The following is a 26,980-nucleotide window of genomic DNA, read 5'->3' as shown; positions in this document are numbered from 1 at the left end:
GCCGCTCACACGGGGCCGGCCTTCGCCGGGTGACGCTCGGCGTACGGACGTCCGTAGGATTGGCAGGTCGCGGCTATCGCCACCTGTCCGTATATCCGGATTCTCCCCTACGATCTGGACCGGTGGCCGGCCTCGCGTCAGGGGGGAGCGCGGACACACCGAAAGAAGCGAAGCGCGAAGGGGGACGGGCCGTGTTCGGCTCAGAGCTTCACGACGACCACGCGGTCGGCGCACAGCTTGCGCATGTCGTCCTCGTCCGACGTGAACACGGTGACCGGGCCGGGCTGCCGGAGGGCGACAGCGGCGAGGGCCGCGTCGATGGCGTACTTGTGGCCGTGCAGGCCGGTCTCCTTGACGAGGCGGATCGCCTCGTCGGCGATCTCCTTGGTCACCGCTTCAACGCGGATCTGGGAGAGCGCCCACTGCCAGGACGGGAGATAGCGCGTCGGGTTGTAGGCCTCGATCAAGGTCATCGATGTGGTCATGACTCGAATGTCTGCCTTGAGGGCGTCCCTGATGCGCATGCCCATGCGGCGCTCCCCTCGGACCCACTGGGACAGGCCCTCGCTGTCGAGCAGGTAGGCCGCTGCGCCGTTCACGCGGCCTTCCGGGATGCGCCGGACGACTCAGCGGTTTGCGCCTCGGGGAGCGGCTCCTGTGCCTCGTCGGCTGCGCGCGGTGCACGGGCGAGTTCCGCGTGCCTGCGCTCGATCTCCCGGCGCTCGGCCTCTGCCTCGGTCATCTCCGCCTCGGTGACCTCGCCGTATTCCTTCTCCCACCAGTCGACTGCCTCACTGAGGCGGTCCCGCTCACGCTGGCGCTCTATGGCCTGCGTGACATAGCGGCTGAAGCCGCCGGGGCCGACCTCGGTCCGGATGGCCTCGGCGAGCTCCTCGGGAAGCGTCACGGTGTACTTCTTGGTTGCCATACCATCGACCATACCGAGGGTCTGGGTAGGCAGCCAAACCGACAGTGGATATTTCACACGATCGAGCAGCAAGCGGCGGCGGAAGCCGCCAGATGGAGAGCGTGACCGGTAATGGCCCAGCAGCCGCCCCTGCTCCGCGATGTCATCGACATCAAGGAGAACATCTCCACATCGGACTTCGTGCTGTCCCTCGCGGAGGCGACGACACCCGAGGGCGCCCAGAACGCGCTCAGGGACTACGTCGTCACCGAGCGGCTGCTGGAGAACTTCGACGAGTCGCTGGCGCTCATCAAGTCCTCGCTCGACGGGCACCGCTCCAAGGCGGCCTACCTGCACGGCTCGTTCGGTTCCGGTAAGTCGCACTTCATGGCCGTGCTGTACGCGCTGCTCAGTGGCGACCCGGCCGCCCGTGCCCGTACCGAGTTCGACCCGGTGCTGACCAAGCACGAGTGGCTGACCACGGACGGCAAGAAGTTCCTCCTCGTGCCGTACCACATGCTCGGCGCGAAGGCCCTCGAACAGCGGGTGCTCGGCGGGTACGTCACCCATGTCAAGAAGCTGCACCCGGACGCCCCGACCCCGCAGGTGTACCGGACCGACTCCCTCTTCGCCGATATCCGGGCCAACCGTGCCACCTACGGTGACGAGGCGGTCGTCCGTGGCCTGGGCGGAGGCGACGCGGGCGACGGGGAGACGGACGAGTGGGGTGAGGGCTTCGCGTGGACCCCGCAGCTCCTCGACACCGCTCTCGCCGCCGAGGAGAACCACGAGGGGAGCACCCCGCTCAACCTCCGTAATCCCTCCACCCCGGCCGAGCTGCGCGCCAAGCTCGTCAACGACGCCAGCACCAACCTCTTCCCCGGCTTCGCCAAGAACGCCGTCGAGAACGAGCACGGCTTCATCTCCCTGGACGCCGGTCTGTCGGTCATCGCCGAGCACGCCAAGTCGCTCGGCTACGACGGACTGATCCTGTTCCTGGACGAGCTGATCCTCTGGCTGGCGACCCTGATCCACGAGCAGAAGTTCGTGGCCCGCGAGGCCAGCAAGATCACGAACTTCGTGGAGGGCGGCGACGCCCGACGTGCCATCCCCGTCGTGTCGTTCATCGCCCGCCAGCGCGACCTGCGGGAACTCGTCGGCGAAGAGGTGTCCGGCGCGGCGGAAGCCTCCATCCAGGACACCCTGAACCTGGCCTCCGGCCGCTTCGACAAGATCACCCTGGAGGACCGCAACCTCCCACAGATCGCTCACGCGCGCATCCTCAAGCCGAAGGACGCCGACGCGGAAAGGCTCATCGACGCGGCCTTCGAGCAGACCAAGCGGGTCGGCACCCAGGTCTGGGACACCCTCCTCGGCTCGGAGAAGGGCACGACCGGCGCGGACGCGGAGTCGTTCCGGCTGACGTACCCGTTCTCGCCGGCGTTCATGGACACCCTCGTCCACATCTCGTCCGCGCTGCAGCGCTCCCGTACCGGTCTGAAGCTGATGGGCGAACTCCTCGCCGACCACCGGGGCGAGATCCGGCTCGGGCAGCTCATCCCCGTCGGCGACCTCTACCCGGTGATCGCCAAGGGCGGTGACAAGCCGTTCACCGACAGTCTGAAGGTCGTCTTCGAGGCCGCCGACAAGCTGTACAAGACCAAGCTGCGGCCCTACCTGCTCAGTTCGTACGACATCACCGAGGACGACGTCGAGCAGTTCGTCAACCGGCCCGAGGCCATCACCGACCAGCAGCGTGCCCACCGCTGCCGCATGTTCGTCGGCGACAACCGGCTCGTGTGCACCCTGCTGCTGTCCGCGCTCGCGCCCAGCGTGCCGGCGCTGGCCGAGCTGACCGTCCGGCGGCTCGGCGCGCTCAACCACGGGTCGGTGCTCGCGCCCATCCCGGGCGCCGAGGTCGGCATCATCAAGAACAAGGTCGCCGATTGGGCGGCCAGGTTCCCCGAGATCAAGGAGACCGGCACCGACGCCAACCCCGGCGTACGGCTGGAGCTGTCAGGCGTCGACGTGGACTCCGTCATCGCCAACGCCCAGGTCAACGACAACCCCGGCAACCGGGTCGCCCTCGCGCGCCGTCTGCTGTCCGAGGAACTGGGCGTCGAGCACGGGCAGTTGAGCGACCAGCTCGGCTTCGTATGGCGCGGTACCTCCCGCACCGCCGAGATCGTGTTCGGCAACGTCGCCGACGAGGACGAGCTGCCCGACCACGATCTGATGCCGCAGGAGGACGGCCGCTGGCGCATCGCCATAGACCTCCCCTTCGATGAGGGGGAGTGGGGCCCGGTCGAGGACGTCAACCGCATCCGGCGGCTGCGCGAACGTCAGCAGGGCGAGCGGTCCCGTGTCGTCGCCTGGCTGCCCGCCCACCTGTCCGCACAGCGCTTCGCGGACTTCCGGCGCCTCGTCGTCATCGACAAGGCCCTCGCCGACGAGCACCGCTTCGACACCCAGTACGCCGGCCATCTCAACGCCGACAACCGCAGCCGCGCCAAGGGGCTCCTCGAAACCCAGCGGGAGGCTCTGCTCAAGCAGGTCAAGGGTGCCTTCAAGCAGGCGTACGGGCTCGCCCAGAAGCAGGCCGCCGACGTCGTGCCCGACTTCGACGACCACCTCGTCGCGTTGCCCGACGTGGACGGTCTCACCCTGTCCATCGGGCAGAGCCTGCACGACGGTATCCGGCATGTCGCGGGCAAGCTGCTCGTCCACCAGTACCCGGCGCACCCCGACCTCGACCCCGACGGCACCGGCATCGCCGTCAAGTCGATCGACACCAAGAAGGTGTTCACCCACGTCCGGTCCGCCGCCGAAGCGCGTGACGGGCGGGTGGAGGTCCCGGCCGTCGACCGCAAGCTCATGCAGCGGATCGCCGGACCCCTGCGCCTCGGGCAGCAGAAGGAGGCGTACTTCGAGCTGTCCCGCTACTGGGCCGACCACTTCCGTCAGCTCGCCAGCGCCCAGGGCGTCACCGGGGACCTGACCCTGATCACCCTGACCGACTGGACGGACAAGCCCGACCCGCGCGGCCTGCCCGATTTCCTCGCCCGGCTCGTCGTCGCCTCCTTCGCCGAGATGGACGACCGGGTGTGGGTACGCGGCGGCACCGTCCTCGACCCCGCGCCCGAACTGTCCGCGATCAAGGACCTCGACGCGCTGCGCAACCAGCCGCGGCCCGCCGAAAGTGACTGGGACATCGCACGGCAGCGCTTCGAGACGATCTTCGGCGCCAAGCCGCCCGCCCTGTGGCGCGGTCGCATGATCAACCAGTTCGCCCGCCAGATCATCGAGGCCGCCCGAGCCCACCGGGACCACGCGGCGGACCTGGTGCACCAGTTGGAGGCCCACGCCTCTTTCCTCGGCCTCGACCAGACCGCCGACACCGGACGGCTCGCCCTCGCCCGTCGCTCCCTGCAACTGCTGGACGCGCTCACGGCGGAGGCCGGCAAGGGCGCGGCCGGGGCGAAGAGGACCGTGGAGGCCCTCGCCTCCTTCGACCTCGGCGAGACCAGCGCCGACCGCTACGGGACCTCCATCAAGCAGTCCCGCGCCGTCGCCGAGGCCGTGGCCTCCGCCCCTTGGAGCACCCTGGAACTCGCCACCGGACCTGAGGGCGAGGCGCTGCTCGAATCGCTGCGCAACGTGGCCCGGGACGACCAGCGCACCGCGGACCTGCGCGAGGCCCTCGCCCGTACCCAGCGCGAGGTCGTCGCCCTGCTGAAGCGGAACCAGGCCGCCGCCCAGCCGCCCGCGCCCGTCGCGCCGCGGCCCACGGCCGACGACCTGTCCCTGAACACACCGACCAGCGACCCGCGTATCCCCTACGCCCCGCCGGAGGCACCCACGTCGGCCTCCTCGGGCGGCGGCTCCGCGCGGACGGCCGGTGGCCGCCGTACGACCGTGGCACGCGCCGCCGCCGACCTCCGGGCGGAACTGTCCGAACTGGCCGCCCGCCACCCCGACGCGACCATCGAGATCACCTGGAAGGTCGTCGAATGACGGACACCGTCGCCGCCGCACCGGGCGCTGTCCGCTTGAACACCGCGACCGTGACCCAGTACCTGTCCTCGGAGTCCTCCCTCGCCGCCTCCCTGACCGGAGACGGCGGGGGCAGGCGCCGGGTCGTGCTCCTGCGGTCGGCGCTTCAGTGGGACGGGACCACCGAACCCGCCTGGGGCGAGGGTCGGACGGCCGGCGTCGCGGTCGCGCCCTCACCGCTCGCCGTCCACGAACTCGTCCTCGACCATCTGACGGGCCGGCGCCCCGGCCCCGCCGTCCTGGTCGTCCTCACCGACCGCGAGCAGAACGAACTCGACCCGGCGATCGTCGCCCGCGTCCACAAGAAGCGCATCGACATGGTCGACAGCTGGGACGTCGTGCGGGAGGCGTTCGGCGCCCGGCAGATCGACCCTCGCCTGAAGGACGCCAACTGGGCCGCCGAAGCGCTGCTCGACGCGACCCCGCCCGGCGGCTGGCCGCCGGTGCCCGGCGGCTGGCTGTCCCGGCAGTACGCCCTCACCGCTCTCGCCCAGCGCCGCCTGCGCCTCGGCCGCTACGACACCGAGGGCGGTACGCGGCGCCACGGCGAGGACCGGCTCGACGCGCAGACCTTGCTGCACTGGTCTACCCGGCCCGGAGCTCCCGAGCGGCTGCCGACCCTGCGGGGTCCCGAGCGCGCCGGGCTGACCGCTTTCCTCGGGGAGGAGGACCAGGCAGGTCTCGCGGGGCGCGCTCTGCTCGCTCTCGTCGACGCCGAGCGCGGTACGGACGCCGCCGCCTTCGGCCTCGTATGCGAGGCATTGTGGCGGCACGCCGAGCCCGCACCCGAGACGTATCAGGCCCGGGGCCGTGCCGAACGCTACTTCGGCGACCAGCCCCCGGCCGTCGGCGAACAACTCGACGCCCTGGTGGGCGTCTTCGGACGGTCCGCCGAGGAATACGTGAGCACGCTGCTGACGGCCGGACACCGGATCGGCGGCGTCGACGCCGACCAGGCCCGCGAAGCGCGCCGCACCAGCGGCATCGTGCTCGACCGGGCCGCCGTGCTGGCCCGCCAGTTCGGCGCGGAGGCGGCCGTAGCGGCGAGCCCCGTCCTGCGCGGCGGACTGGAAGCCCGGTTCACCGCCGTCGGCCGGGCCCTCGCGGCGGGCGAAGCCGCTACGGTCACGGCGGCCGTGCGACGACTCGCGGACCACAGGCTCGCCGCCGACCCGGAGGAGTCCGCCCGCATCGAGCGTGCCCGCATGGGGCAGCGCCTCGCCCTCTGGCTGGCCACCGATCCGTCCACCGACGCCCCAACCGTCGCCGACGCCATACAGCGACACATCGGCGAGACCGGCTGGGCCGACCTCGCCCTGGAGTACATCGAGGCCGGTGGCGACCCGGACTCCGTTCTCAAGGCCGCCTACGACACCCTCGGCGCGCGCGTCCGGGACCGGCGGCGGCAGATCGACGCGAACTTCGCGCGCTCGCTGTCCGGTTGGACACAGGACGGCACCCGGCCCGGCGCCATGCTCACCGTCGAGACCTTCCTCGACCGGGTGGTCGGACCCGTCGTCCGGCGCGGGGAGGAGAGGCGGGTGCTGCTCCTCGTGCTCGACGGCATGAGCGCGGCCATAGCGAACGAACTCGGTGAGGAACTGCGCCGCTCCTGGGCGGAGTTCGACCCGCTGGCCGAGGACACCCCGCGTCGACGGGCGATGGCCGCCGCCCTCCCCACGGTGACGGCCGTGTCCCGGACATCGCTCTTCGCGGGCACCCTGATGAAGGGCACCCAGGCCGACGAGAAGAGGCTCTTCCCCGCGCTGAAGCTGTGGAGCGGGGCACCGGCCGCCGTCTTCCACAAGGACGACCTGCGCACCGAGACCGCGGGCGACACCTTCGGCCCCGCTCTCACGGAAGCGCTCACCGACGGCAGGACCCATGTCGCCGTCGTCCTCAATGCCATCGACGACCGCCTCGCCAAGGAGCAGAAAATCGGCGACGGGACCTGGCGGGTCGACGACGTACCCGGCCTGCGCGATCTGCTCCGGGTGGCGGCGGCCCAGGGCATGGCGGTCGTCGTCACCAGCGATCACGGCCACGTCGTCGACCGGCACGGAACGAAGGCCGACGCGACCACCGAGCCCGCGTCCGCGCGCCACCGCCTGCCCGGTGGCGGACCGATCGGCGAACGGGAGATCGCCCTCACCGGGCCGCGTGTGGTCTGGCCCGAGCCCGGCGCGTCCATCGTCGCGCTCTGGGACGCGGACTCCCGCTACACCGCTCTCAAGGCCGGCTACCACGGCGGAGCCTCCCTCGCCGAGTTCACCATCCCGGTCCTCGCCTTCCTGCCGTTCGGGGCGGAACCGCCCAAGGGGTGGCGGGAGTTGGGAGACCAGCGGCCACCCTGGTGGGCTCCGGAGGAGGCGGGCAGGCCGGTGCCGGGCGAGCGTTCGGCCCAGTTGGTCGGCGCGGTTCCGAAGAAGGGGGCGGCGAAACCCCGCAGGAAGCAGCCCGACCCTGAGTCGCTGCCCGACGCGCTGTTCGACGTGGCACCGACCGCCGGGGGAGAGGACACCTTGCTCACACCGACCCTCGTCTCCCGGACCGAGGTGCTCGTGAAGGCGCTGCTCGACTCGCAGACGTATCAGGTGCAGCTCGACGGGCTGGCCCGCAAGCCGCAGCAGGAGCAGGTCCACAAGGCCCTCGCCGCGCTGCTCGACGCGGGTGGCACACTGCCCGTGACCGCTCTCGCCCAGCGCGCGGGCATGCCCACCACCCGAGGCGACGGCTTCGCGGCGGTCCTGCGGCAGCTCCTCAACTACGACGGCGTGCAGGTGCTGGAGACCCTGCCGGACGGGCGCACGCTACGGCTCCATGAGGGGCTGCTGCGCGAGCAGTTCGCCCTCGGGGCGAACTGACAGCGGCCGGGGTGCCTCTGGCGTTCGACTGAAGGCATCCCGAGCCGTGTGTTCGCCGGGAATGAACGGCGCAGGGTGCGACGACGATCTCGACGCAGTCGGCGCCACCCGTACCTCTGGAGCTGCTCGGATGCGGCGAGTCCGTGGCCTGCCGCGCGCTCCGCACGTGATCATTCTGCGGGCCCAATGTCAGTGCGGATCAATACAGTTGTTCCGCCGGCCGCGCCCGTGCGGCCGGTTCCGTACGCGAAGGAGCTCCTAAGGTGCATTTACGAAGACGTGCGGCGGGTGTCGCGCTGGTCCTGGCCGCCACGTCGTTCAATCTGCTCGGTGCCCCCGGCACGGCAGCGGCACAGTCCCAGGGCGGCATCGTCCTGCCCCTGCGGTCGCACTGGCAGACCCTCGCCGACAGCCGCCATGTGTATGTCAGCTCGCCCGGCGACGACGCTGTGCTGGCCACCGACCACGACGGGCAGGTCGTGAAGAAGGTGGAGGGTCTCGACGGGGCGCGGGGCATGGCCGAGTCGGCCGACGAGTCCACCCTGTACGTGGCGCTCCCGGACGCTGACGCGATCTCCGTCATCGACACCGCGACCTTGACCGAGACGCGGCGCGTCTCCACAGGGACCGACACCGAACCGGAGAGCGTAGCCCTCGCCGGCGACCGGCTTTTCTCCGGCTACCAGGCGACCGTCTTCGACGCCGGCATCGGGTCGGTCGCCATCGCCGAGGCGAACCCGACCGTCCGCCTGGACGACAACCCCGTCTGGTACGGCAAGCCACGGCTCGCCTCGTCGTCGGGTGCGCCCGACCGGCTCGTGGCCGCGGAGACGGGACGGCAGCTTCCACTTCAGTGACACCCCGCCTGACTGGATGACGTATCCCCAGTACACGGTCACCTACGCGGGCGACGCCACGCATGTGTCCGGCACGGCGACCGTCATGGTCGAGCTCGTCGGCTGACCGGGCCAGGCAGTTTCCCGATCCCGGCACACGGGGCCGGTGTCCCGGAGGACACCGGCCCCACGCTGCACCGACGTACCGGACCTCCTGAGACCGCCACCCGCCGCCTCAGGACACGAACGCCCGTAGCACCTTCGCGAAAGTCGTCAGCTCGTCGAGCAGCTCCTGCGGGAGCGGCTTCTCGTCGAAGTGGGCGATCCGGTTGCGGATGTCCTTCACTCGCTTCAGACGGCCGATGAACTGCTCCCTGGGCATGTTGGGCCACTTGAGGGCTTCCCAGTTGGCGTCGGCGGCCTCGGCCAGTGATGTCTTGGTCTGGTCGCCGTCGAGGAGCTTCAGATAGTCGCCGAACATGAGGTCGGAGACCTGGCCGGTGCGGTGCTCGGCCTTCTTGTTCGTCTGAACGGTTTTGATGGTCTCCTCGTCCAGTGCCGCGCCCAGGCATCGCCGCAGCAGGGACTCGATCTCCCCGACGATGAAGAAGGGCCGTGCCGCGCCTTCGAAACGGTCCGTCACGTCGGCGGCGGTGACGATGCCCGAGAGGCAGCCGTCGTCGCCCCGGACCAGGAGATATCCGTGTTCGCGGATGACCGGCAGGGCGGAGAAGAACTCCTCTCCACCGGGGCGTCCAGCCACAGGGCCTGGAAGAGGGAAGTGAGGCGTTGCTGCCCATCCAGAAGAAGGAGGTCCGCCGCCGGATCCCCGTCCGGGCGTGCTCCGGTGAGTGTCCGGGAGCGGAAGCGGGTGGCGCCGCCGGTCTGCAGTGTCATCACCACACCGAGCGGATAATCCAGCGTCACCGTCGCGATGATGGCGCGGATCCGGTCGTCGTCCCACTTCCAGTTCCGCTGGAAGTCGGGCAACTGTAAGGAGCCCGACGCGACATCCGCGAGTACGTCTTTCAGCTTCACATTGTCGAGTGCCGCCACGTTCGTCCCACTCCCACGCTGCCGTATGTACGGAGAGTGATTCCAGCAGTGTCTTCAGGTGACCGTCAACCGATTCGGCGAAGAGGGCGTCTCGCCCCCGCACGGGCGTGCCCTGGGAAATGGAAGACTGCTTCTTGTGAGCACCACCGGATCCCAGCGCCCCGCCCAGGTGAGCGTCGCCCGCCGCCGCACCGTCATCGATGCCCTGCGACGCGGTGCCGTGCCCGACAGCGGTCTCGACCTGCTGGCCACCGGACTCGACCGGTTCGAAGCGGCTCTGGACGCGGAACTGGACGCCGTGGCGTCCGGCGGGTCCGTGTTCAAGGCCGTGCGGGGCGAGTACGGGTCCGGCAAGACGTTCTTCACCCGCTGGTTGGGGGAGCGGGCCAAGCGCCGTAACTTCGCCGTGGCCGAGATCCAGATCTCGGAGAACGAGACACCGCTGCACAGGCTGGAGACGGTCTACCGGCGGCTCACCGAGCGCCTCACCACGTCCAGCTTCCCCGCGAGCGCTCTCCGACCAGTCGTCGATGCCTGGTTCTACGCCCTGGAGGAGGACGCCCTCGCCGCCGGTGCGACCGAGGACGATCTTCCGGGAGAGGTGGAGAAGCTGCTCGTCGCGCGGCTCGCCGAGGTCTCCCGGCACGCCCCGTCGTTCGCCACCGCGCTGCGCGGCTACCGTGCCGCCCTCGCCGATGGTGACGAGGCGACCGCCGCGGCCGTCCTGGCCTGGCTCGGCGGCCAGCCGCACGTGGCAGCCTCCGCCCGCAGGTCTGCCGGGGTGCGCGGCGACCTCGACCACTTCGGTGCACTCGGTTTCCTGCAGGGGCTCCTCACGGTGCTGCGCGACTCGGGACACACTGGGCTGTTCGTCGTCCTCGACGAGGTGGAGACGTTGCAGCGGGTCCGGTCGGACGCCCGGGACAAGGCACTCAACGCGCTGCGACAGCTCATCGACGAGGTGCACTCGGGCCGTTTCCCCGGCCTGTATCTGGTGATCACGGGTACCCCGGCCTTCTACGACGGTCAGCAGGGTGTGCAGCGGCTGGCACCGCTGGCCCAGCGGCTGGCCACCGACTTCACCACCGACCCGCGCTTCGACAACCCTCGCGCCGTGCAGATCAGGCTTCCCGGCTTCAACCAGGAGTCCTTGGTCGGACTCGGCCTCACCATCCGTGACCTGTACGCCGATGCCGCAGAAGCTCCCGACCGTGTGCGGAAGGTCGTCGACGACGTGTATGTCGCGGACCTCGCGGTGGCCGTCGGCGGGGCACTGGGAGGGAAGGTCGGAGTGGCTCCCCGGCTGTTCCTGAAGAAACTCGTCGGGGATGTACTCGACCGCGTGGACCAGTTCGACGACTTCGACCCCCGGCAGCACTACCGACTCACGGTCGTCGGCAGCGAACTCACCGACGTCGAGCGAAATCTGGCGGCCGCGGTCTCCGGAGACTCCGCGTCGGCCGATGACATCGACCTGGAGCTGTAATGGCGGACGCGGGACTCCCGGCCGGGAAAGACCCGGGTGACGAGGACGTCGACGTACTCGACCGACTCGACCCCGTCGTCCTGCATCACATCGTCAACACCCTCGGCTGGCCCGATCTGCGCCCCCTGCAGCGGGCGGCGATCCCCCCGCTCATGGAGGGGCAGGACGCCGTACTGCTGGCTCCGACGGCGGGGGGCAAGACCGAGGCGGCCTGCTTCCCCCTGCTGTCGGCGATGGCCGAGCAGAAGTGGACAGGCACATCCGTGCTGTACCTGTGCCCGCTCAAGGCACTCCTCAACAACCTGGTCGGCCGCGTCGACACGTACGCCCAGTGGCTGGGGCGCCGGGCCGCGCTCTGGCACGGCGACACCAAGGAATCGCAACGGCAGCGCATCCGGGCCGAGGCACCGGACATCCTGCTGACCACGCCCGAGTCGCTCGAAGCGATGCTGATCGGCGTCAAGACCGATCATGCCCGCCTGCTGGGGAGCGTGCGGGCCGTCGTCGTCGACGAAGTGCACGCGTTCGCGGGGGACGACCGTGGATGGCACCTGTTGGCCGTGCTCGAACGGTTGGAACGGGTCACCGGACGGCCCATCCAGCGCGTCGGACTCTCGGCGACCGTCGGCAACCCGGCCGAGCTGCTGCACTGGCTGCAAGGCGCGGGCGTCGGCCGTCGCACCGGTCAGGTCGTCGCCCCCGGAGTGCGTCTGCCGGCCACCGGCGGCAGCGGACACGGCGACAAGGCGAGCATCGAGTCGCCCAGCAGGCCTGCGGGCGAAGTGGAACTCGACTACGTCGGCTCCCTCGACAACGCGGCCAAACTCATCGCGGCGCTGCACAGAGGAGAGAAGCGGCTCGTCTTCTGCGACTCGCGCCGCCAGGTCGAAGAGCTGGGCGCGGCGCTTCGCGCGCGCGAGGTGACCGTCTTCCTGTCTCACGCCTCGCTCTCCGTCGATGAACGCACCCGTTCCGAGCAGGCGTTCGCCGAGGCGCGCGACTGCGTCATCGTCTCCACGTCAACTCTCGAACTCGGCATTGACGTCGGCGACTTGGAACGCGTCATCCAGATCGACTCACCGGCCTCCGTCGCCTCGTTCCTGCAGCGCATCGGCCGCACCGGCAGGCGGTCCGGCACCGTGCGGAACTGTCTGTTCCTCACCACCCGCAAGGACACGTTGCTGCAGGCGGCGGGGTTGTTGCTGCTGTGGTCGCGGGGCTGGGTGGAACCGGTCGTCCCGCCGCCGGAGCCGCGTCACCTGGTGGCTCAGCAATTGCTCGCCGTGACCTTGCAACAGCACAAGCTCGGTGACCAGTTGTGGGATCGGCAGTGGAACGGCCTTGCGCCTTTCGACAAGTCGGCTGCCCCGATCCTGCGCTTCCTCACCGAGGAGGGCTTTCTCGACAGCGACGGTGGGATGCTGTTCGTCGGCCCAGAGGCGGAACGCCGCTTCGGCAAACGCCACTTCATCGAACTCACCGCGTCTTTTACCGCGCCTCCGCAGTTCACCGTCCTGTCCGGACGGACGGAGATCGGCCGCACCGACCCGAGTGTGCTCACAGAGGAGCGCCCCGGCCCCAGGCGGTTGCTGCTCGGCGGACGCAGTTGGCAGGTCACGTACATCGACTGGCTGCGCAAACGGGTCTTCGTCGAACCGGCAGACAGCGGTGGAATCGCCAAGTGGATGAACGGTGGCGTCGTCGGACTGTCATACGCCCTGACGCGCGCCATGCGCGAGGTGCTGCTGGGCACGGCCCCGCCGGTCTCCCTCACCCGGCGTGCGGAGGCATGCCTGGCCGAACAGCGTGAGACCGACGCACCTGAGACCGTCCACCCGGGTGGCACGTTGATCACGCGCGTCGGCTCAGACGTCCGTTGGTGGACCTGGGCCGGCTATCGCGCCAACGCCACCTTGGCAGCCACACTCCAGTCGGTCGCCGATCCCCTGCAACGGCCCACCGACAGCTGGCTGCGCCTGCGCGAGAACCTCACTCCGGCCGACTGGCGTGCGGCTCGTGACAGCGTCGGCGAGAACCTCGTACTGCCAGACGTGGACCGCCGGGCTGTGCGCGGCCTGAAGTTCTCCGCGGCCCTTCCGGAACGCCTCGCCGTGGCCACAGTGGCGTCCCGCTTGGCCGACTTCGATGGCGCCCGCTCGGTGCTCGGAGAGTCGGTGCGTTTCCAGTACGGCGGCTGAACCGGAGAAGCCGTTGAGACCACCCCGGACAGACGCCAGGTATCGCGCCTGCCTCAACAGCTTCGTCACCCGCCTTGTGGTTCTGCCGCGGAGATCGTGAGCAGGCCGTCGCCAGAGGGCCCATGGGCGGAGCCCGCTGAGAGATCGCCCTTCACCGCTGGCGAATGTGCCTGACTCCCGTGGGCCGGACCAGGCCCGATTCGTAAGCCGTGATGACGAGTTGGGCGCGGTCGCGGGCGTTGAGTTTGGTCAGGAGGTGGCCTATGTGGGTTTTTACCGTGCCGGGGCTGAGGTGGAGGGTGTGGGCGATCTCGGTGTTGGAGGAGCCGGTGGCGATGAGGTGGAGGACCTCGCGTTCGCGGTCGGTGACTCCGGTGAGGGGTGTGGGGGTCGGGGCCGGGGGGCGGCGGCAGAACTCCTCGATCAGGCGGCGGGTCACGGTCGGGGCGAGTAGTGCCTCGCCCGTCGCGATGACGCGGATCGCGGTGAGGAGGTCGGCCGGTGGGGTGTCCTTCAGGAGGAAGCCGCCGGCGCCGGCGCGGAGGGCGGCGAAGACGTAGTCGTCCAGGTCGAACATGGTGAGGATGAGGACGCGTACGTCGGCGGTGAGAGGGGACGCGCAGATGCGGCGGGTCGCTTCTATGCCGTCCAGTTCCGGCATGCGGATGTCCATCAGGACCAGGTCGGGGTGTTCGGTGCGGGCCATGGCCACCGCCTGGGCGCCCGTGCTTGCCTCGCCCACCGTGATCAGGTCCGGTTCGGAGTCGATCAGGACGCGGAAGCTGCCGCTCAGCAGGGCCTGGTCCTCGGCGATCAGGATGCGGGTGGGGGAGGCGGGGGCGGGCGTCGTCACTGGGGCTCCGGTGGCTGCTGCGGGTGGTACGGCAGATGGGCGGATACGCGGAAGCCGCCGTCGGGGTGCGGGGCGGCCGTGAGCGTGCCGCCGTACAGCTTGGCCCGCTCGCGCATTCCGGGGATGCCGTGTCCGCCGGCCGGTCGGGAGCCGTGGCGCCCTCGGTCGCGAACAGCTGGCGGCCCCTCGTCGCGGACCTCCAGGCGCAGGCCGACCGCGGTCGTCTCGATCCGTACGGTGCAAGTCGTCGGGGCGGCGTGGGTCATGACGTTCGTCAGGGCTTCCTGCACGATGCGGTAGGCGGCCAGGCCGATGCCGTGCGGTGGTTGGTGGACGTGCCGTTTGGGCATGGTCAACTTCACCTGGAGTCCGGCTTGTTGGGCGCCGTGGACGAGCGTGGGGATGTCCGGCAGACCCGGTGTCGGGGTCAAATCGGCCGGTTTGTCGTCTCGTTCGCTGTCTCGTTCGCTGTCTCGTTCGTCGTCTCGTTCGTCGTCCCGTTCCGCGTCCGGGGGCGGTGGCACGCGTAGTACTCGCAGGATGCCGCGCAGCTCCGTCATCGCCTCTCGGCTGACCGTCTCGATGATCCTGAGTGCGTCGTGGGCCTCCTCGGGCCGGGATGCCAGGACGTGGTTGGCGACGCTCGCCTTGACCGTGATGACGCCCATGGTGTGGGTGACCACGTCGTGGAGTTCGCGGGCGATGCGGAGGCGTTCGTGGTGGAGGGACCGTTCCTCGCGGCGGACGGCTTCCGCCCGGGTCAGGGCGCGCCGTTCCCGGACCGCGAACGCCGTCGTCCACGTGGCCCCGAGGATCGCGATGCCCACGATCAGGAAGCCGACGCCGTGTTGCCAGCCCCGGGGCGCGCCCGCGACCGTTCCGAGGAGGAGGGCCGTCGCGCAGAGCGCGGTAAGCGGTACGGGGCCTCCCTCGCCGTCGACCGGCTCTCCTTCCGGGCCGAACCCGGGCGGGTCACCGGGTTTCTCGGGCCCAACGGGGCCGGGAAGTCGACGACGATGCGGGCCATGGTCGGGCTGTGCCGGCCCGATGGCGGGCGGGTGTTGCTGAACGGGCGCCGGTACGGGGAGTTGCGTGAGCCGTTGCGGACGGTCGGGGCCATGCTGGAGGCCAGGGCCGCGCATCCCGGGCGTACCGCCTACCACCATCTGCTCTGTGTCGCCGAGAGCAATCGGCTGCCGAGGCGGCGGGTGGGGGAGGTGCTCGGGCGGACCGGGCTGGACGGGGTCGCGGGGCGGCGGGTCGGGGGGTTCTCGCTCGGGATGGGGCAGCGGCTGGGGATCGCCACCGCGCTGCTCGGGGAACCCGAGATCCTCCTGCTCGACGAACCCGTCAACGGGCTGGACCCGGGCGGAGTGCGCTGGATCCGTATGTTGGTAAGGGAGTTGGCGGGCGAAGGGCGGACCGTGTTCCTGTCCAGCCATCTGATGAGCGAGATGGCGCGGACCGCCGACCGTCTGGTCGTCGTCGGGCGGGGGCGGCTCCTCGCCGACACCGACATGGACGGATTCATCGAGGCCGACTCCGTGCCGAAGGTCAGGGTCCGGACCCCGGAGAGGGCGCGGCTGGTCTCGCTGTTCTCCGGGAAGGGCATCGACTTTCACGAACAGGCCGACGGGACCGTACTGGTCGTGGGGGTGGATGCGGCGAGTGTCGGCCGTATCGCCTCCGCGCACGGGGTGACCGTGCATGAACTGGCCGTCGAGCGCGGCTCGTTGGAGGAGGCGTTCATGCGGCTGACCGCGCTGGACGCCGAGTTCACCGCCGAGTTCCCTGCCGAACCCCGCGCCGAGGGGGGATCGTGAGGGCCGCCGCCACCTTCGTCGCAGTCGTCCGTTCCGAATGGACCAAGGCGCGGACCGTGCGGTCCACCAGCTGGACGCTCCTCCTCACGTTCGTGATCAGCGTCGGAGTGGGTGTCGTCAACTGTCTGTCCGTCAAGAAGGCCATCGAGGAAGGTAGTTCACTGGTCCGAGCCGACTTTCATCCTGCCGATGCCGGGTTCGTCGGGGTGGGTATGGGCCAGTTGGTGCTGGTGGTCTTCGTCGTCCTTCTCGTCTGTGGTGAGTACTCCGGCGGCATGATCCGGACCTCGTTGACGGCCGTGCCCCGACGCGGACTGCTCTACGGGGGCAAGCTCGCCGTCGGCGCGGGACTGGCGCTCGCGGTGTCGCTCGTCACCGTGCCGGTCGCTTTTCTCGCCTCCGAGCGGGCACTCGGGAGCCTCGCCGTGCCGCTGGACGGCCCGGGGGTGCCCAGGGCGCTTGTGGGGGCGGTCGTGGGCATGACCCTGATCGCCGTGTTCAGCGGTGGTGTGGCGGTCGTGCTGCGCGGTGCCGCGGTCTCCCTCGGCGTGCTGGTCCCGTTCCACTTCGTCCTGCCGACCCTCATGCTCAACATCCCCGGCCTCCGGACGATCGCCGTCCACCTGCCCACCCAGGCGGGCGCCCGGATCATGCGGGTGGCCGAGTCGGGCGACGCGACCCTCTCGCCGGGGGCCGGGCTGATCGTGCTGCTCGGGTGGACGGTGGCCGCGACCCTCGGGGGGTACGTCGCGCTGCGTACGCGGGATGTGTGACCGAACCGCCGACCGCGGGCCCCCTTGGCCTCTCAGCCCAGGACGAGTGGCAACTTCCCTTCCAGAAGCCCGAGTTCGGCCCTCTCCGTATCCGACGGCGCCCTGCGGCCCGTGCCGATCAGCAGAGCGTCCTCGTCGGTGAGGGAGCCCGGGAACGCCGTACCCGCGATCCGCTCCAGCGCCGTACGGGAATGAGCCAGGCTCTCCGGGGACGGGCCCGGGGTGGTCGGGGACGGGCCCTGCCGGGTCGGGAGGTGGGCGGTCAGGTCCAGGTGGTGGAGGGTCCACTCCAGGACGTACGCCGTGAGGTAGTCCTCGACCGTGAGGATCTGGTTCTGGGTGGTCACCCGGGCGGCGGGGTCGGCCAGTTCGGCGGCGCGGGCCGCCGCGGAGCCCACGTCGTCCAGGTGGAATGTGAGCAGGGCCATGTCCTCGTACGCGGCGGCCAGGCGGACGGTCAGGGACGCCAGAGGGTCCTCGGCGGCCGGGGGTTCGTGGGTCACGTGCCAGTACGTCGTCGCGTCGGCCGTGGGGGCGGCGTCGGTGGCCGCGGGGGTGACCAGGGTGATCAGGACGTCCTGGGCGTCGATGATCAGGTGGCAGACGAGGTCTCTCACCAGCCAGCCCGCGCAGCCCGACGGCTGTTCGAAGTCCTTGTCCGTGAGGTCGGCGACGGCCGTGCGCAGCGCTGCCCAGGAAGGCGAGAAGAGATCCACCCTCGCAAGGTAGTTCAAGGCATTGACCCTTCGCCGGGAGCGCGCTTTCATCGTCGTCCGGTCTGTCCGAGGGGGAGCCAGTCCAGTGAAGAGACCTGTGTTACGTGTGTTGGTGAGTGGCTTCGGTTGCGTGCTGGTGGTCGCGGCCGTCGTCACACCCGCCGCGCCCGCGTCGCCCGCGTCGCCCGCGTCGCCCGCGTCGGCCGCGTCGGCCGCGTCGGCCGTCGTGCCACGCACCGAGCGGATCAGTGTGGCCCCCGACGGCGTCACCGGCGGCAACGGCCACTCCACCGAACCCGTGGTCAGCGCGGACGGGCGGGTCGTGGCCTTCATGTCGTCGGCTACCAACCTGGGGCCGGGGACCGATGTGCGGAACAGCGTGTACTACCGGACGGGGCCCGGGGAGCCGTTGCGGCGGGTCGTGGTGCCGGGGGAGACCACGTCCACACCGCAACTCTCTGATTCCGGGCGGTATTTGACCTTCGGGTCGTACGCGACCGCGACCGCGACGTCCTCCGTCCACGTCATGGATCTGAGCGCCGGCACCCTCGAACGGCTGGCTCCCGCGATGGACGAGGGCTACGTCGCGTCGTACGGCATCGCGCCCATCAGCGCCGACGGGCGGTACGTCGCCTTCGTCGCCCGGCCCGTCGTCGATCCGAACACTGCCTTCGCCTGCCGGGTCATGCTGCTGGATCGCGAGACGGGGGAAGTGCGGCGGGTCAGCCGGGAGTCGGACGGTTCGAAGAACTTCCACCGGTGCGATCAGATCTCGATGAGCGCGGACGGGCGCAGGGTCGCCTATCTGGAGGGCTACTCCGGGCCGTCCGACGACGACCAGGGCGACATCCTGGTCTACGACCGGGAGAGCGGACAGACCGTGCAGGCCGACGCCACCCATGACGGGGCGGCGGCCGACAGGTCGGCGGTCGCACCGGTGCTCAGCGCCGACGGGTCCACGGTCGGATTCAACTCGGTGGCCACCGATCTGGTCCCCGGCGCCGATCCCAACGGAAACACCGGTACGGCCTGGAACGCCTTCGTCCGTGATCTGCGCACCGGCACGCTCCAGCGGTACGACGGCCACGCGCCCACCGATCTCACCCTGCTGTCGGATCTGTCCGCCGACGGCTCGAAGCTGCTGCTCAACACGGCAGACGCCGATCGCCGCTCGCTCGGGCTGATCCTGCGCGATCTGTTCACCGGGCAGGAGGAGTTGCTGTCACCGGGGCAGGACGGCAACCCGCTCACGGTGGGGCGGGCGGCGCTGAGCGCGGACGAGTCCACGGCCGTCTTCGACTCGTACCACCCCGGCCTCGTCCCCGAGGACACCAACCTCATCGGCGACGTGTTCGTACGCACCCTGCGCTGACCCGCGAAGCGCGGGCGGGGGCGGCCCCGTCCGCCGCCCGGTCGCGGGCGAGGCGGAGCGAGGTGTACGCCCGTGTCGCCGGCCCCGTGCTGCCGCCGAGCCAGATCGCGCTGCGGCCCGCCCCTCCAACTCGGCTCCGGCATCGGCGAGTTCATCTCTCCAGGCCCGGTCCTCATTCCGCGGCGCGCATGATGCTCCAGACGCCCTACCGCCCGGCTTGCCCCGCGTTCTCCTGTTGCTGTTTCACCGTGCGAACGCCGACTCACCCCCCTCCGCGATCCGTTCCGGCGGGCTCGTAGGCATCAAATCGTGTCGCATCCATTGACGTCCCTCCTGCCTCACCTTTACCTTCTGGCCGAAGTTACGCACAACGTTCGCAGTTTCGAACAATCCCTTCTTGTTTCCTCCCCCCTCTAGAGCCGCTCCCCGAAGGGACTTGCCGTGTTCCGCATTCAAGTCCGGCACTGGGTGACCTTGGGGGCCGCACTGCTGGCCCTGCTCGCGTCGCTCGTCACCCTCCAGCCGGCGTCGCCCGCCGCCGCGGCCGACGGCAAGCCGTACACCAACCCGGTCAAGTCCCAGAAGGGCGCCGACCCCTGGCTGGAGTACTACAACGGCAACTACTACCTGGTGACGACGACGTTCACCAACAAGCTGCTCATGCGCAGGTCCCCGACCCTCGCCGGCCTGAGCACCGCCCCGAGCGTGGAGATCTGGTCGGACACCACCGCCGGGCGCAACGCCAACATCTGGGCGCCGGAGATCCATTTCCTGGACGGCAAGTGGTACCTCTACTACTCGGCCGCGCAGAGCGGCGCCGCGTGCTGCGACACCCAGCGCACCCAGGTGCTGGAGAGCTCCGGCACCGACCCGCTCGGCCCCTACACGCACAAGAACACCCTCACCGGGTCCAACCTCACCCCGGGTGGCTGGCTCATCGACGCCAGCGTGCTCAAGCACGACAACAAGCTCTACCTGATGGGCAGCGGCTTCATCGGCGGCAGTACGCAGAGCCTGGTCATCGCGCCGCTGAGCAACCCGTACACGCTCGCGAGCAACACCTTCTCGATCATCTCCAGCCCCACGCTGAGCTGGGAGACCTCCGGCGGCGCGGTCAACGAGGGGCCCGAGCCGCTCTACCACGACGGCCGGACCTTCGTGTCCTTCTCCGCCAGCCACTGCCAGACCGCCGACTACAAGCTCGGCCAGCTGGAACTGACCGGCAGCGACCCGCTCCTCGCCTCCTCCTGGACCAAGAAGCAGACCCCGGTCTTCCAGCGCAGCGACGCCAACGGGGTCTACGGGCCGGGCCACAACGGGTTCTTCACCTCCCCGGACGGCACCGAGAACTGGATCGTCTACCACGGCAACAGCGCGGCCAACGGCGGCTGCGGCAACGGCCGTACGACCCGCGCCCAGAAGTTCACCTGGAACGCGGACGGCACCCCGAACTTCGGCACCCCGGTCGCCCTCGGCGCCACCCTCGCCGGTCCTTCCGGTGAGACGGCGACGACCCCGACCGCGTACACGATCGTCAACCGCAACAGCGGCAAGTGCCTGGACGTCGAGGGTGGCAACACCGCCGACGGCACCAACATCTTCCAGTGGACCTGCACCGGCGGCGCCAACCAGAAGTGGCGCGTCGAGGACATGGCGGACGACACCAGCCGGCTGGTCAACGTGGCCACCGGCAAGGTGATGGACACCGCCGACTGCTCCGCCGCCGACGGCGCCGACATCCGGCAGTGGTCCTGGCTGAACAACAACTGCCAGAAGTCCCGCCTCATTTACACCGGCGGCGACTACGTGCGGATCGTCAACGCCTCCACCGGCAAGGTCGCCGACGTCGCCAACTGCGGTACGGGCAACGGCGTCGACGTACGCCAGTGGACCTGGCTCAACAACAACTGCCAGCAGTGGCGCCTCGTCCCCACGACCGCCTGATCCCCACGACCGCCTGATCCCCACGACCGCCTGATCCCCACGACCGCCTGATCCGCCACGACCGCCTGATCCCCACGACCGCCTGATCCGCCACGACCGCCTGAACCTCACGACCGCCTGAACCCCACGACCGCCTGATCCCCCACAACCCTGACCTCGAAGGGCCGCAACCAGACATGAGACGACTCGTCAGACGGGTACTGGTGGCCGCCGCAGCCGCGCTCACCGTGCTCACCGGCGTCACCACCCCCGCCCAGGCCGCCGCGCCCGCGTCGCCCGCCGTCACCTTCACCAACCCGATCGCCGAGCAGCGCGCCGACCCGCACATCTACAAGCACACCGACGGCTACTACTACTTCACCGCCACCGTCCCGGCGTACGACAAGATCGTGATGCGCCGCGCCACGACCCTCCAGGGCCTCGCCACGGCCACGGAGACCACCATCTGGACCAAGCACGCCAGCGGTGAGATGGGCGCCCACATCTGGGCGCCGGAGATCCATTACATCGACGGCAAGTGGTACGTGTACTTCGCCGCCGGTGCCACGAACGACATCTGGAAGATCCGGCCGTACGTCCTGGAGACCAGCGCGGCCAACCCGCTGACCGGGACCTGGACCGAGAAGGGCCGGATCGCCCTGCCCCTGGACACCTTCTCGCTGGACGCCACCACCTTCACGCACAACGGCACCCGCTATCTGAGCTGGGCGCAGAACGACCCGGCGGTCGGCACCGGCACCAACCTGTATCTGGCGAAACTCGCCAACCCCTGGACCATCAGCGGCAGTCCGGTGATGATCTCCAAGCCCGAGTACGCGTGGGAGACCATCGGCCACCGCGTCAACGAGGGACCGGCCGTCATCCAGCGGAACGGCAAGGTCTTCATGACCTTCTCGGCCAGCGCCACCGACGCCAACTACTGCCTCGGCCTGCTGACCGCCTCCGCCACCGCCGACCTGATGAACCCGGCCTCCTGGGCGAAGACCGCGACCCCCGTCTTCACCAGCAACGCGGCCACCAGCCAGTACGGGCCCGGCCACAACACCTTCACCACGTCCGAGGACGGCAAGTCGGACATCCTCGTCTACCACGACCGCAGCTACAAGGACATCAGCGGCGACCCGCTCAACGACCCCAACCGCCGCACCCGTTACCAGAAGCTGTACTGGAACGCCGACGGCACACCCAACTTCGGTATCCCCGTCGCCGACGGCGCCACCCCGGTCCGGCTCTCCTCGTTCAACTACCCGGACAGGTTCATCCGGCACTGGGAGTACCGGGCGAAGCTGGAGGCCAACGTCACCAACCTCGCCGACTCGCAGTTCCGCGTCGTCACCGGCCTCACGGGCAGCGGCACGGTCTCGCTGGAGTCCGCGAACTTCCCCGGCTACTACCTCCGTCACAAGAACAACGAGGTGTGGGTGGAGAAGGACGACGGCACGGCCCTGTTCGACGCCGACGCCTCCTTCCACCAGCGGGCCGGCCTCGCCGACACCGCCGCCGGGGTCTCGTACGAGTCGTACAACTTCCCCGGCCGGTACATCCGCCACTTCAACAACCTGCTGTACACCCAGCCGGTCAGCACCACCCTCGACCGACAGGACGCCACCTTCTACAAGGAGTAGGTGACCTCAAGGGAGTACGGGGACGGGGTGGCACCGCCTACTCCGGTGGTGTCACCCGGATCAGGCCCGACTGGTAGGCCATCACCACCAGTTGGGCCCGGTCCCGTGCCCCCAGCTTCGTCATCGCCCGGTGGATGTGGGTGCGTACCGTCAGCGGACTGACGTACAGCTTCTCCGCGATCTCGTCGTTGGAGTGGCCCTCGGCGGCCAGGGACATGACCTCGCGTTCCCGGGTGGTGAGGATGGTCAGCCGGTCGGGGGTGGCGAGACGGCTGCCGGGGGTGGGGGCGGCGAGGAAACGGGTGATGAGGGTGCGGGTGGCGGCGGGCGACAGGAGTGTGTCACCGGCGGCCACCGCGCGGATGCCGTCGAGGAGGACGTCGGCGGTGACGTCCTTGCCGAGGAAGCCGCTGGCGCCGGAGCGCAGCGCCTGGGCCACGTACTCGTCGATCTCGAAGGTCGTCAGGATCAGTACCCGGGTGTCGGCGAGCTCCTCGTCGGCGCAGATCACGGCCGTGGCGGTGAGCCCGTCCGTGCCGGGCATCCGGATGTCCATGAGGACCACGTCGGGGCGGTGGACGCGGACCAGGTCGACCGCCTCCCGGCCGTCGGTGGCCTCGGCGACCACCTCCATGTCCGTACAGGAGTCGATGAGGATCCGGAAGGTGGCCCGCAGCAGGGCCTGATCGTCGGCGAGCAGGACACGAATGGTCATGGTGCTGTTCTACTTCCGCTGGTCAGGGGCCGGTTCCGGGTCCGGCGCGGGGGTGCGGGGGCAGGGGCGCAGCGGGAGGTCGGTGGTGACCTCGAAGCCGCCCTGGGGACGCCGGTCGACCCTCAGGGAGCCGCCGACGGACTGGGCGCGCTCACGCATGCCGATGAGACCGAAGCCACGGCCGGGGTCCGGGACGCAGCCGGTGCGGTGCGGGGGCCGGGCGCCGTCGTCGGTGACCGTGATCGTGAGATGGGCCTCCGCGTACGCGAGGCGGATGTACGCCGTGTCCGCGTCGGCGTGCTTGCTGACGTTGGTGAGGGCCTCCTGCACGATCCGGTACGCGGTGAGGTCCACGCCGGGGTCGAGCTGCCCGAGGGAGCCCTCCGTGGTGACGGTGACCGTGAGACCGGCGGACTCGCACGCGGCCGTCAGCTCCGGCAGCCGGTCGAGGCCGGGGGTGGGGGCCAGCGGCGCCTCGGGATCGTCGGGGCGGCGCAGCACACCGACGGTGCCCTTCAACTCGCGCAGCGCCGCGGACGTGGTGGCGGTCAGGTCGGTGAGGATGCGGTGGGCCTGCTCGGGGTCGGTGCGGGTGAGGTGCGCGGCGGTGCCCGCCTGGGCGTTGGCGAGGGCCAGATGGTGGGCGACCACGTCGTGCAGATCGCGGGCGATGCGCATCCGTTCCTCGGTGACCCGCAGCCGGGCCTCCTCCTCCCGGGTGCGTTCGGCGTACTCGGCGCGGGCCTGCACCGACTTCAGATAGGCGCGCCGGATCTGGGTGCCCCGGCCCGCGGCGAGCGGCAGCAGCAGCCAGAAGGCGGGGCCGATCGTCCTGAGCACCAGGGAGAGATGGGTCATGGAGTCGGAGAGCACGGCCGCCAGCGTCATCGCCGCGATGGTGGTCAGCCCGTAGTAGCGGGTGGTGAGCCGGTCGGTGAAGGTGGCCAGCCAGTACAGCGCCGCCATGATCGGGGCCAGCAGCAGGGGGGTGAGCAGATAGCCCATCGAGATCGCGGCCCCGGTGCACAGCACCGTCACGACGAGCGCGGCGCGCGGGTGTGTGCGGTGCTTGAGCAGGCTGACGCAGGACACCCCCATGATGGCGACGCCGACACCGTCGTGCTTCGGTGGCTCGGCGCCGGGCAGGGTGAGCATCAGGCCGAGGACCACACAGCCCATCAGCGCGCAGCTCATCGCCAGATCGACGAGGAACGCGTGCCGTTCCGAGAAATCCTCGAGGCGGTCGGCGTAGCGCCTCTCCCTGCTCACGGTCGTCATCGGGACTCCGGCGGTCATCGGGACTCCGGTCGGGGATCGGGGACCAAGGTGGTGGGGGACCAGGGGTGGTCGGGGGCCAGGCTGGTCGGGGGGCTGGGGACCATGGTGGTCGACTTCGGGGGCGAACGCCCGGGGGCCGTCCGTGGCCGAGGCCACGGACGGCCCCCGGTGGTGGTGGGTGGGGTGGGGTGGGGCGGTCGGCTCAGGTGCGGGTGACTTCCAGCTCGGCCGTGTCGGCGGGGGCGGCCGGCGTCTCGTCGGCCCGGCGGGTGAGCGCCTCGCCCTCCACGTCCACGTGCGGCAGCGCCCGGTCCAGCCACTTCGGCAGCCACCACGCCTTGTCGCCGAGGAGCGCGAGCACGGCGGGCACGATCGCCATCCGGACCACGAACGCGTCGAACAGGACCGCCGAGGCCAGCCCGAACCCGATCATCTTGATCATGGAGTCGCTCTCGCCGATGAACCCGGCGAACACCGCGATCATGATGAGGGCGGCGGCCACGACCACCCGGGCGCTGTGCCGGAAGCCGCTGGTGATCGCCTCGTCGGCCCGGTCGCCGTGGACGTACGCCTCCCGCATCCGGGAGACCAGGAACACCTCGTAGTCCATGGCCAGGCCGAACACGATGCCCACCAGGAAGATCGGCATCAGGCTCATGATCGGGCCGGTCTGCTCCACGCCCAGGATCTCCGCGCCATGGCCCTGCTGGAAGACCAGCACGACCACACCGAGCGACGCGAGCACCGACAGCAGGAAGCCGAGGGCCGCCTTCAGCGGGACGAGGAGGGACCGGAAGACCACCAGCAGCAGGATGACGGCCAGACCGACCACCACCAGCAGATACGGGACCAGCGCGGACCGCACCTTGTCGGAGATGTCGATGTTCAGCGCGGTGGTGCCGGTGACCTCGAAGGTCGCCCCGGTCTCCGACTCGATGCCGGGACGCTCGTCCCGGATGACGGTCACCAGGTCCTTGGTCTTCTCGTCGGTCGGCGCGGTCGAGGGCGCCGCCGAGAAGACGGCGGTGTCACCGGCCTCGTTGAAGCGGGCCGGGGAGACGGACACGATCCCCTTCGTGCCGCCGATCTCCCTCGCGATCGTGTCGGCCGCGCTCTTGGCGTCGTCGGCGCCCTTGGCGTCCACCACGATCGTCAGCGGCCCGTTGAACCCGGGCCCGAAGCCTTCCGCGAGCGCGTCGTAGGCCCGCCGCTCGGTGGTCGACGTCGGCTTCGCCTCGTCACCGGGCATGCCCAGCTGCAGATCGGTCATCGGCACCGCGAGCGCGCCCAGACCGATGACACCGAGGACCAGGACGGGTATCGGGCGGCGCAGCACGAACCGGGACCAGCGGGTGCCCCCGTTGTCCGCGCCGCTCTCCTCGATACGGCCGCTCTTGCGGGCCTTGCGGGCCTTGCGGGCCTTGCGGGCCTTGCGGGCCTTGCGGGTCAGCACGGCGTTCGGCCAGAAACCGAGGAGGGCCGGGACCAGCGTCAGGGCGATCAGTACGGCGACGACGACCGCGCCGGCCGCGGCCAGCCCCATCTTCGTCAGCATCGGGATCCCGACCACCGACAGCCCGGCCAGCGCGATGACCACGGTGAGCCCGGCGAACACGACCGCCGAGCCGGCCGTCCCCGTCGCGAGGGCGGTGGCCTCCTCGGGCGAACGGCCCTTGGCGCGCTCCTCCCGGTAGCGGGAGACGACGAACAGGGCGTAGTCGATGCCGACCGCGAGGCCCAGCATCATCGCCAGGGTGCCGGTGGTGGTGGACAGACCGAAGGCGTCGGACAGGGCGAGGATGGTGGCCATGCTGAAGGCGACGCCGACCAGCGCGGTCAGCAGCGGCAGCCCGGCCGCGGCCAGCGAGCCGAAGGTGACGAGGAGTACGACGGCGGCGATGGCGACACCGATCACCTCGGCCATCCCGCCCGCACCGCCCTGCTCGGCCATCGCGGTGCCGCCGGCCTCCACGGTCAGCCCGGAGTCCTGGGCCGCATGCAGCACCTCCTCCAGGTGGGCCCTGCCGGCGTCGGTGAGGTCGTTCGCGGTGACCTTGTAGGTGACGGTCGCGTACGCCGTGGTGCCGTCCTGGCTCACCGCCTTCGCCTGGAACGGGTCGACGGCGCTCGCCACCTGCGAGCCGTCGGCCAGCTCGGCCACCGTCTCCTCGATCGCCTTCTTGTTCTCGGTGGCGGTCACCTTCTCACCGCCCGGCGCGACGAACACGACCCGGGCGGTGGCGCCGTCCGCCGTGACACCGGGGAAGCGCTGCTCCAGCAGGTCGAACGCCTTCTGGGACTCGATGCCCGGCATGGAGAACTCCTCGTCGGAGGCTCCGGGGGCCTTGAGGGCGCCGACACCGACGGCGCCCAGGACCGCCGCCCATATCAGGAGGACGTACCAGCGTTTGCGGAAGGCCAGCCGGCCCAGCCGATGCAGGAAGGTTGCCATGGGTCGCAGGTCTCCACGTGAGAAGTCTT

At 70.2% G+C, this 26,980-nt stretch carries 18 protein-coding genes and 2 pseudogenes; 10 read left to right on the top strand and 10 right to left on the bottom strand.

The genetic code is table 11. The annotated features are described in order from the left end of the window. Positions 1-200: 200 nt before the first annotated feature. Together F9278_RS11930 and F9278_RS11925 are read right to left on the bottom strand one after the other, a co-directional pair. A complete protein-coding gene (locus F9278_RS11930; RefSeq protein WP_152168306.1) occupies positions 201-599 on the bottom strand; it encodes a PIN domain-containing protein in 399 nt (132 codons plus the stop codon). Continuing rightward, on the bottom strand, positions 596-928 hold the full coding sequence (locus tag F9278_RS11925; protein WP_226966707.1) for a hypothetical protein: 333 nt from the start codon (positions 926-928) through the stop codon (positions 596-598). The genes F9278_RS11930 and F9278_RS11925 overlap by 4 nt, the downstream gene beginning before the upstream one ends. 111 nt (positions 929-1,039) lie before the next feature. Here F9278_RS11925 and pglY point away from each other — a divergent pair, with 111 nt between their 5' ends. The 3 genes from pglY to F9278_RS11910 all read left to right on the top strand — a co-directional run bounded on the left by pglY (position 1,040) and on the right by F9278_RS11910 (position 8,681). Continuing rightward, complete coding sequence (gene pglY, locus F9278_RS11920; RefSeq protein ID WP_152168305.1) at positions 1,040-4,921, top strand: BREX-2 system ATPase PglY; 3,882 nt, start codon at positions 1,040-1,042, stop codon at positions 4,919-4,921. Further along, positions 4,918-7,824 (top strand): BREX-2 system phosphatase PglZ, encoded by a 2,907-nt coding sequence (gene pglZ / locus F9278_RS11915; RefSeq protein WP_152168304.1) that lies wholly within the window; start codon positions 4,918-4,920, stop codon positions 7,822-7,824. The genes pglY and pglZ overlap by 4 nt, the downstream gene beginning before the upstream one ends. Positions 7,825-8,087: 263 nt before the next feature. Beyond that, entirely contained in the window at positions 8,088-8,681 is a 594-nt protein-coding gene (locus F9278_RS11910) for a YncE family protein (RefSeq protein WP_226966706.1), read from the top strand. Positions 8,682-8,895: 214 nt separating this feature from the next. Here the strand turns inward: F9278_RS11910 and F9278_RS11905 are convergent. After that, positions 8,896-9,402 (bottom strand): annotated as a pseudogene (locus tag F9278_RS11905) (CBS domain-containing protein); the annotation flags it as partial. Then, a pseudogene (locus F9278_RS11900) lies at positions 9,390-9,716 on the bottom strand (DUF262 domain-containing protein); the annotation flags it as partial. The pseudogenes F9278_RS11905 and F9278_RS11900, both read right to left, overlap by 13 nt. A gap of 136 nt (positions 9,717-9,852) precedes the next feature. Between F9278_RS11900 and brxD the strand changes: the two are divergent. Then, positions 9,853-11,202, top strand: a complete 1,350-nt coding sequence (gene brxD / locus F9278_RS11895; RefSeq protein WP_152168303.1) for a BREX system ATP-binding protein BrxD — start codon at positions 9,853-9,855, stop codon at positions 11,200-11,202. Then, positions 11,202-13,400, top strand: coding sequence for a DEAD/DEAH box helicase (locus tag F9278_RS11890; RefSeq protein ID WP_152168302.1), 2,199 nt, complete (start codon positions 11,202-11,204; stop codon positions 13,398-13,400). Before brxD ends, F9278_RS11890 begins: the two co-directional genes overlap by 1 nt. A gap of 151 nt (positions 13,401-13,551) precedes the next feature. Here the strand turns inward: F9278_RS11890 and F9278_RS11885 are convergent, their stop codons facing one another. Further along, positions 13,552-14,253 (bottom strand): response regulator, encoded by a 702-nt coding sequence (locus F9278_RS11885; RefSeq protein WP_152168301.1) that lies wholly within the window; start codon positions 14,251-14,253, stop codon positions 13,552-13,554. Beyond that, the gene (locus F9278_RS11880) at positions 14,250-15,080 is read right to left on the bottom strand and encodes a sensor histidine kinase (protein ID WP_193241448.1); all 831 of its coding nucleotides are present in this window, start codon (positions 15,078-15,080) and stop codon (positions 14,250-14,252) included. Before F9278_RS11880 ends, F9278_RS11885 begins: the two co-directional genes overlap by 4 nt. Before the next feature lie 18 nt (positions 15,081-15,098). On the opposite strand from F9278_RS11880, the gene F9278_RS11875 reads away from it, so the two are divergent. Both F9278_RS11875 and F9278_RS11870 read left to right on the top strand, forming a co-directional pair. Then, a complete protein-coding gene (locus F9278_RS11875; RefSeq protein ID WP_226966705.1) occupies positions 15,099-16,076 on the top strand; it encodes an ATP-binding cassette domain-containing protein in 978 nt (325 codons plus the stop codon). Beyond that, positions 16,073-16,849: an ABC transporter permease gene (locus F9278_RS11870; protein WP_152168298.1), complete on the top strand. Its 777-nt coding sequence runs from the start codon at positions 16,073-16,075 to the stop codon at positions 16,847-16,849. The genes F9278_RS11875 and F9278_RS11870 overlap by 4 nt, the downstream gene beginning before the upstream one ends. Positions 16,850-16,881: 32 nt before the next feature. Here the strand turns inward: F9278_RS11870 and F9278_RS11865 are convergent, their stop codons facing one another. Further along, positions 16,882-17,565: a maleylpyruvate isomerase N-terminal domain-containing protein gene (locus F9278_RS11865; protein ID WP_152168297.1), complete on the bottom strand. Its 684-nt coding sequence runs from the start codon at positions 17,563-17,565 to the stop codon at positions 16,882-16,884. Positions 17,566-17,677: 112 nt separating this feature from the next. Here F9278_RS11865 and F9278_RS11860 point away from each other — a divergent pair, with 112 nt between their 5' ends. The 3 genes from F9278_RS11860 to F9278_RS11845 all read left to right on the top strand — a co-directional run bounded on the left by F9278_RS11860 (position 17,678) and on the right by F9278_RS11845 (position 22,506). Continuing rightward, positions 17,678-18,937 carry a TolB-like translocation protein gene (locus F9278_RS11860; RefSeq protein WP_226966704.1) on the top strand — a complete coding sequence of 420 codons (1,260 nt, stop codon included), beginning with the start codon at positions 17,678-17,680 and terminating at the stop codon, positions 18,935-18,937. Between the two features lie 441 nt (positions 18,938-19,378). After that, positions 19,379-20,881 (top strand): family 43 glycosylhydrolase, encoded by a 1,503-nt coding sequence (locus F9278_RS11855; protein ID WP_152168295.1) that lies wholly within the window; start codon positions 19,379-19,381, stop codon positions 20,879-20,881. Positions 20,882-21,057: 176 nt separating this feature from the next. After that, positions 21,058-22,506 (top strand): family 43 glycosylhydrolase, encoded by a 1,449-nt coding sequence (locus F9278_RS11845; protein WP_193241447.1) that lies wholly within the window; start codon positions 21,058-21,060, stop codon positions 22,504-22,506. 37 nt (positions 22,507-22,543) lie between these two features. Here F9278_RS11845 and F9278_RS11840 read toward each other — a convergent pair whose 3' ends face one another. From F9278_RS11840 to F9278_RS11830, 3 genes are all read right to left on the bottom strand, one after another. Continuing rightward, positions 22,544-23,221, bottom strand: coding sequence for a response regulator transcription factor (locus F9278_RS11840; RefSeq protein WP_152168294.1), 678 nt, complete (start codon positions 23,219-23,221; stop codon positions 22,544-22,546). 9 nt (positions 23,222-23,230) lie between these two features. Then, on the bottom strand, positions 23,231-24,517 hold the full coding sequence (locus F9278_RS11835) for a sensor histidine kinase (protein WP_152168293.1): 1,287 nt from the start codon (positions 24,515-24,517) through the stop codon (positions 23,231-23,233). Positions 24,518-24,701: 184 nt separating this feature from the next. After that, positions 24,702-26,951, bottom strand: coding sequence for an MMPL family transporter (locus F9278_RS11830; protein ID WP_152168292.1), 2,250 nt, complete (start codon positions 26,949-26,951; stop codon positions 24,702-24,704). Positions 26,952-26,980 lie beyond the last annotated feature (29 nt).

Source organism: Streptomyces phaeolivaceus (assembly GCF_009184865.1).
GTDB lineage: Bacteria > Actinomycetota > Actinomycetes > Streptomycetales > Streptomycetaceae > Streptomyces > Streptomyces phaeolivaceus.
The sequence above is the reverse complement of the archived record's forward strand: the minus strand, read 5'-3'. Positions and strand labels throughout refer to the sequence as shown.

Coding starts and splice junctions, on each gene's coding strand:
- F9278_RS11890 (WP_152168302.1), top strand. CDS start 11,202: ATGGCGGACGCGGGACTCCCGGCCGGGAAAGACCCGGGTGACGAGGAC.
- F9278_RS11840 (WP_152168294.1), bottom strand. CDS start 23,221: ATGACCATTCGTGTCCTGCTCGCCGACGATCAGGCCCTGCTGCGGGCC.
- F9278_RS11845 (WP_193241447.1), top strand. CDS start 21,058: ATGAGACGACTCGTCAGACGGGTACTGGTGGCCGCCGCAGCCGCGCTC.
- pglY (WP_152168305.1), top strand. CDS start 1,040: ATGGCCCAGCAGCCGCCCCTGCTCCGCGATGTCATCGACATCAAGGAG.
- pglZ (WP_152168304.1), top strand. CDS start 4,918: ATGACGGACACCGTCGCCGCCGCACCGGGCGCTGTCCGCTTGAACACC.
- F9278_RS11835 (WP_152168293.1), bottom strand. CDS start 24,517: ATGACCGCCGGAGTCCCGATGACGACCGTGAGCAGGGAGAGGCGCTAC.
- F9278_RS11830 (WP_152168292.1), bottom strand. CDS start 26,951: ATGGCAACCTTCCTGCATCGGCTGGGCCGGCTGGCCTTCCGCAAACGC.
- F9278_RS11925 (WP_226966707.1), bottom strand. CDS start 928: ATGGCAACCAAGAAGTACACCGTGACGCTTCCCGAGGAGCTCGCCGAG.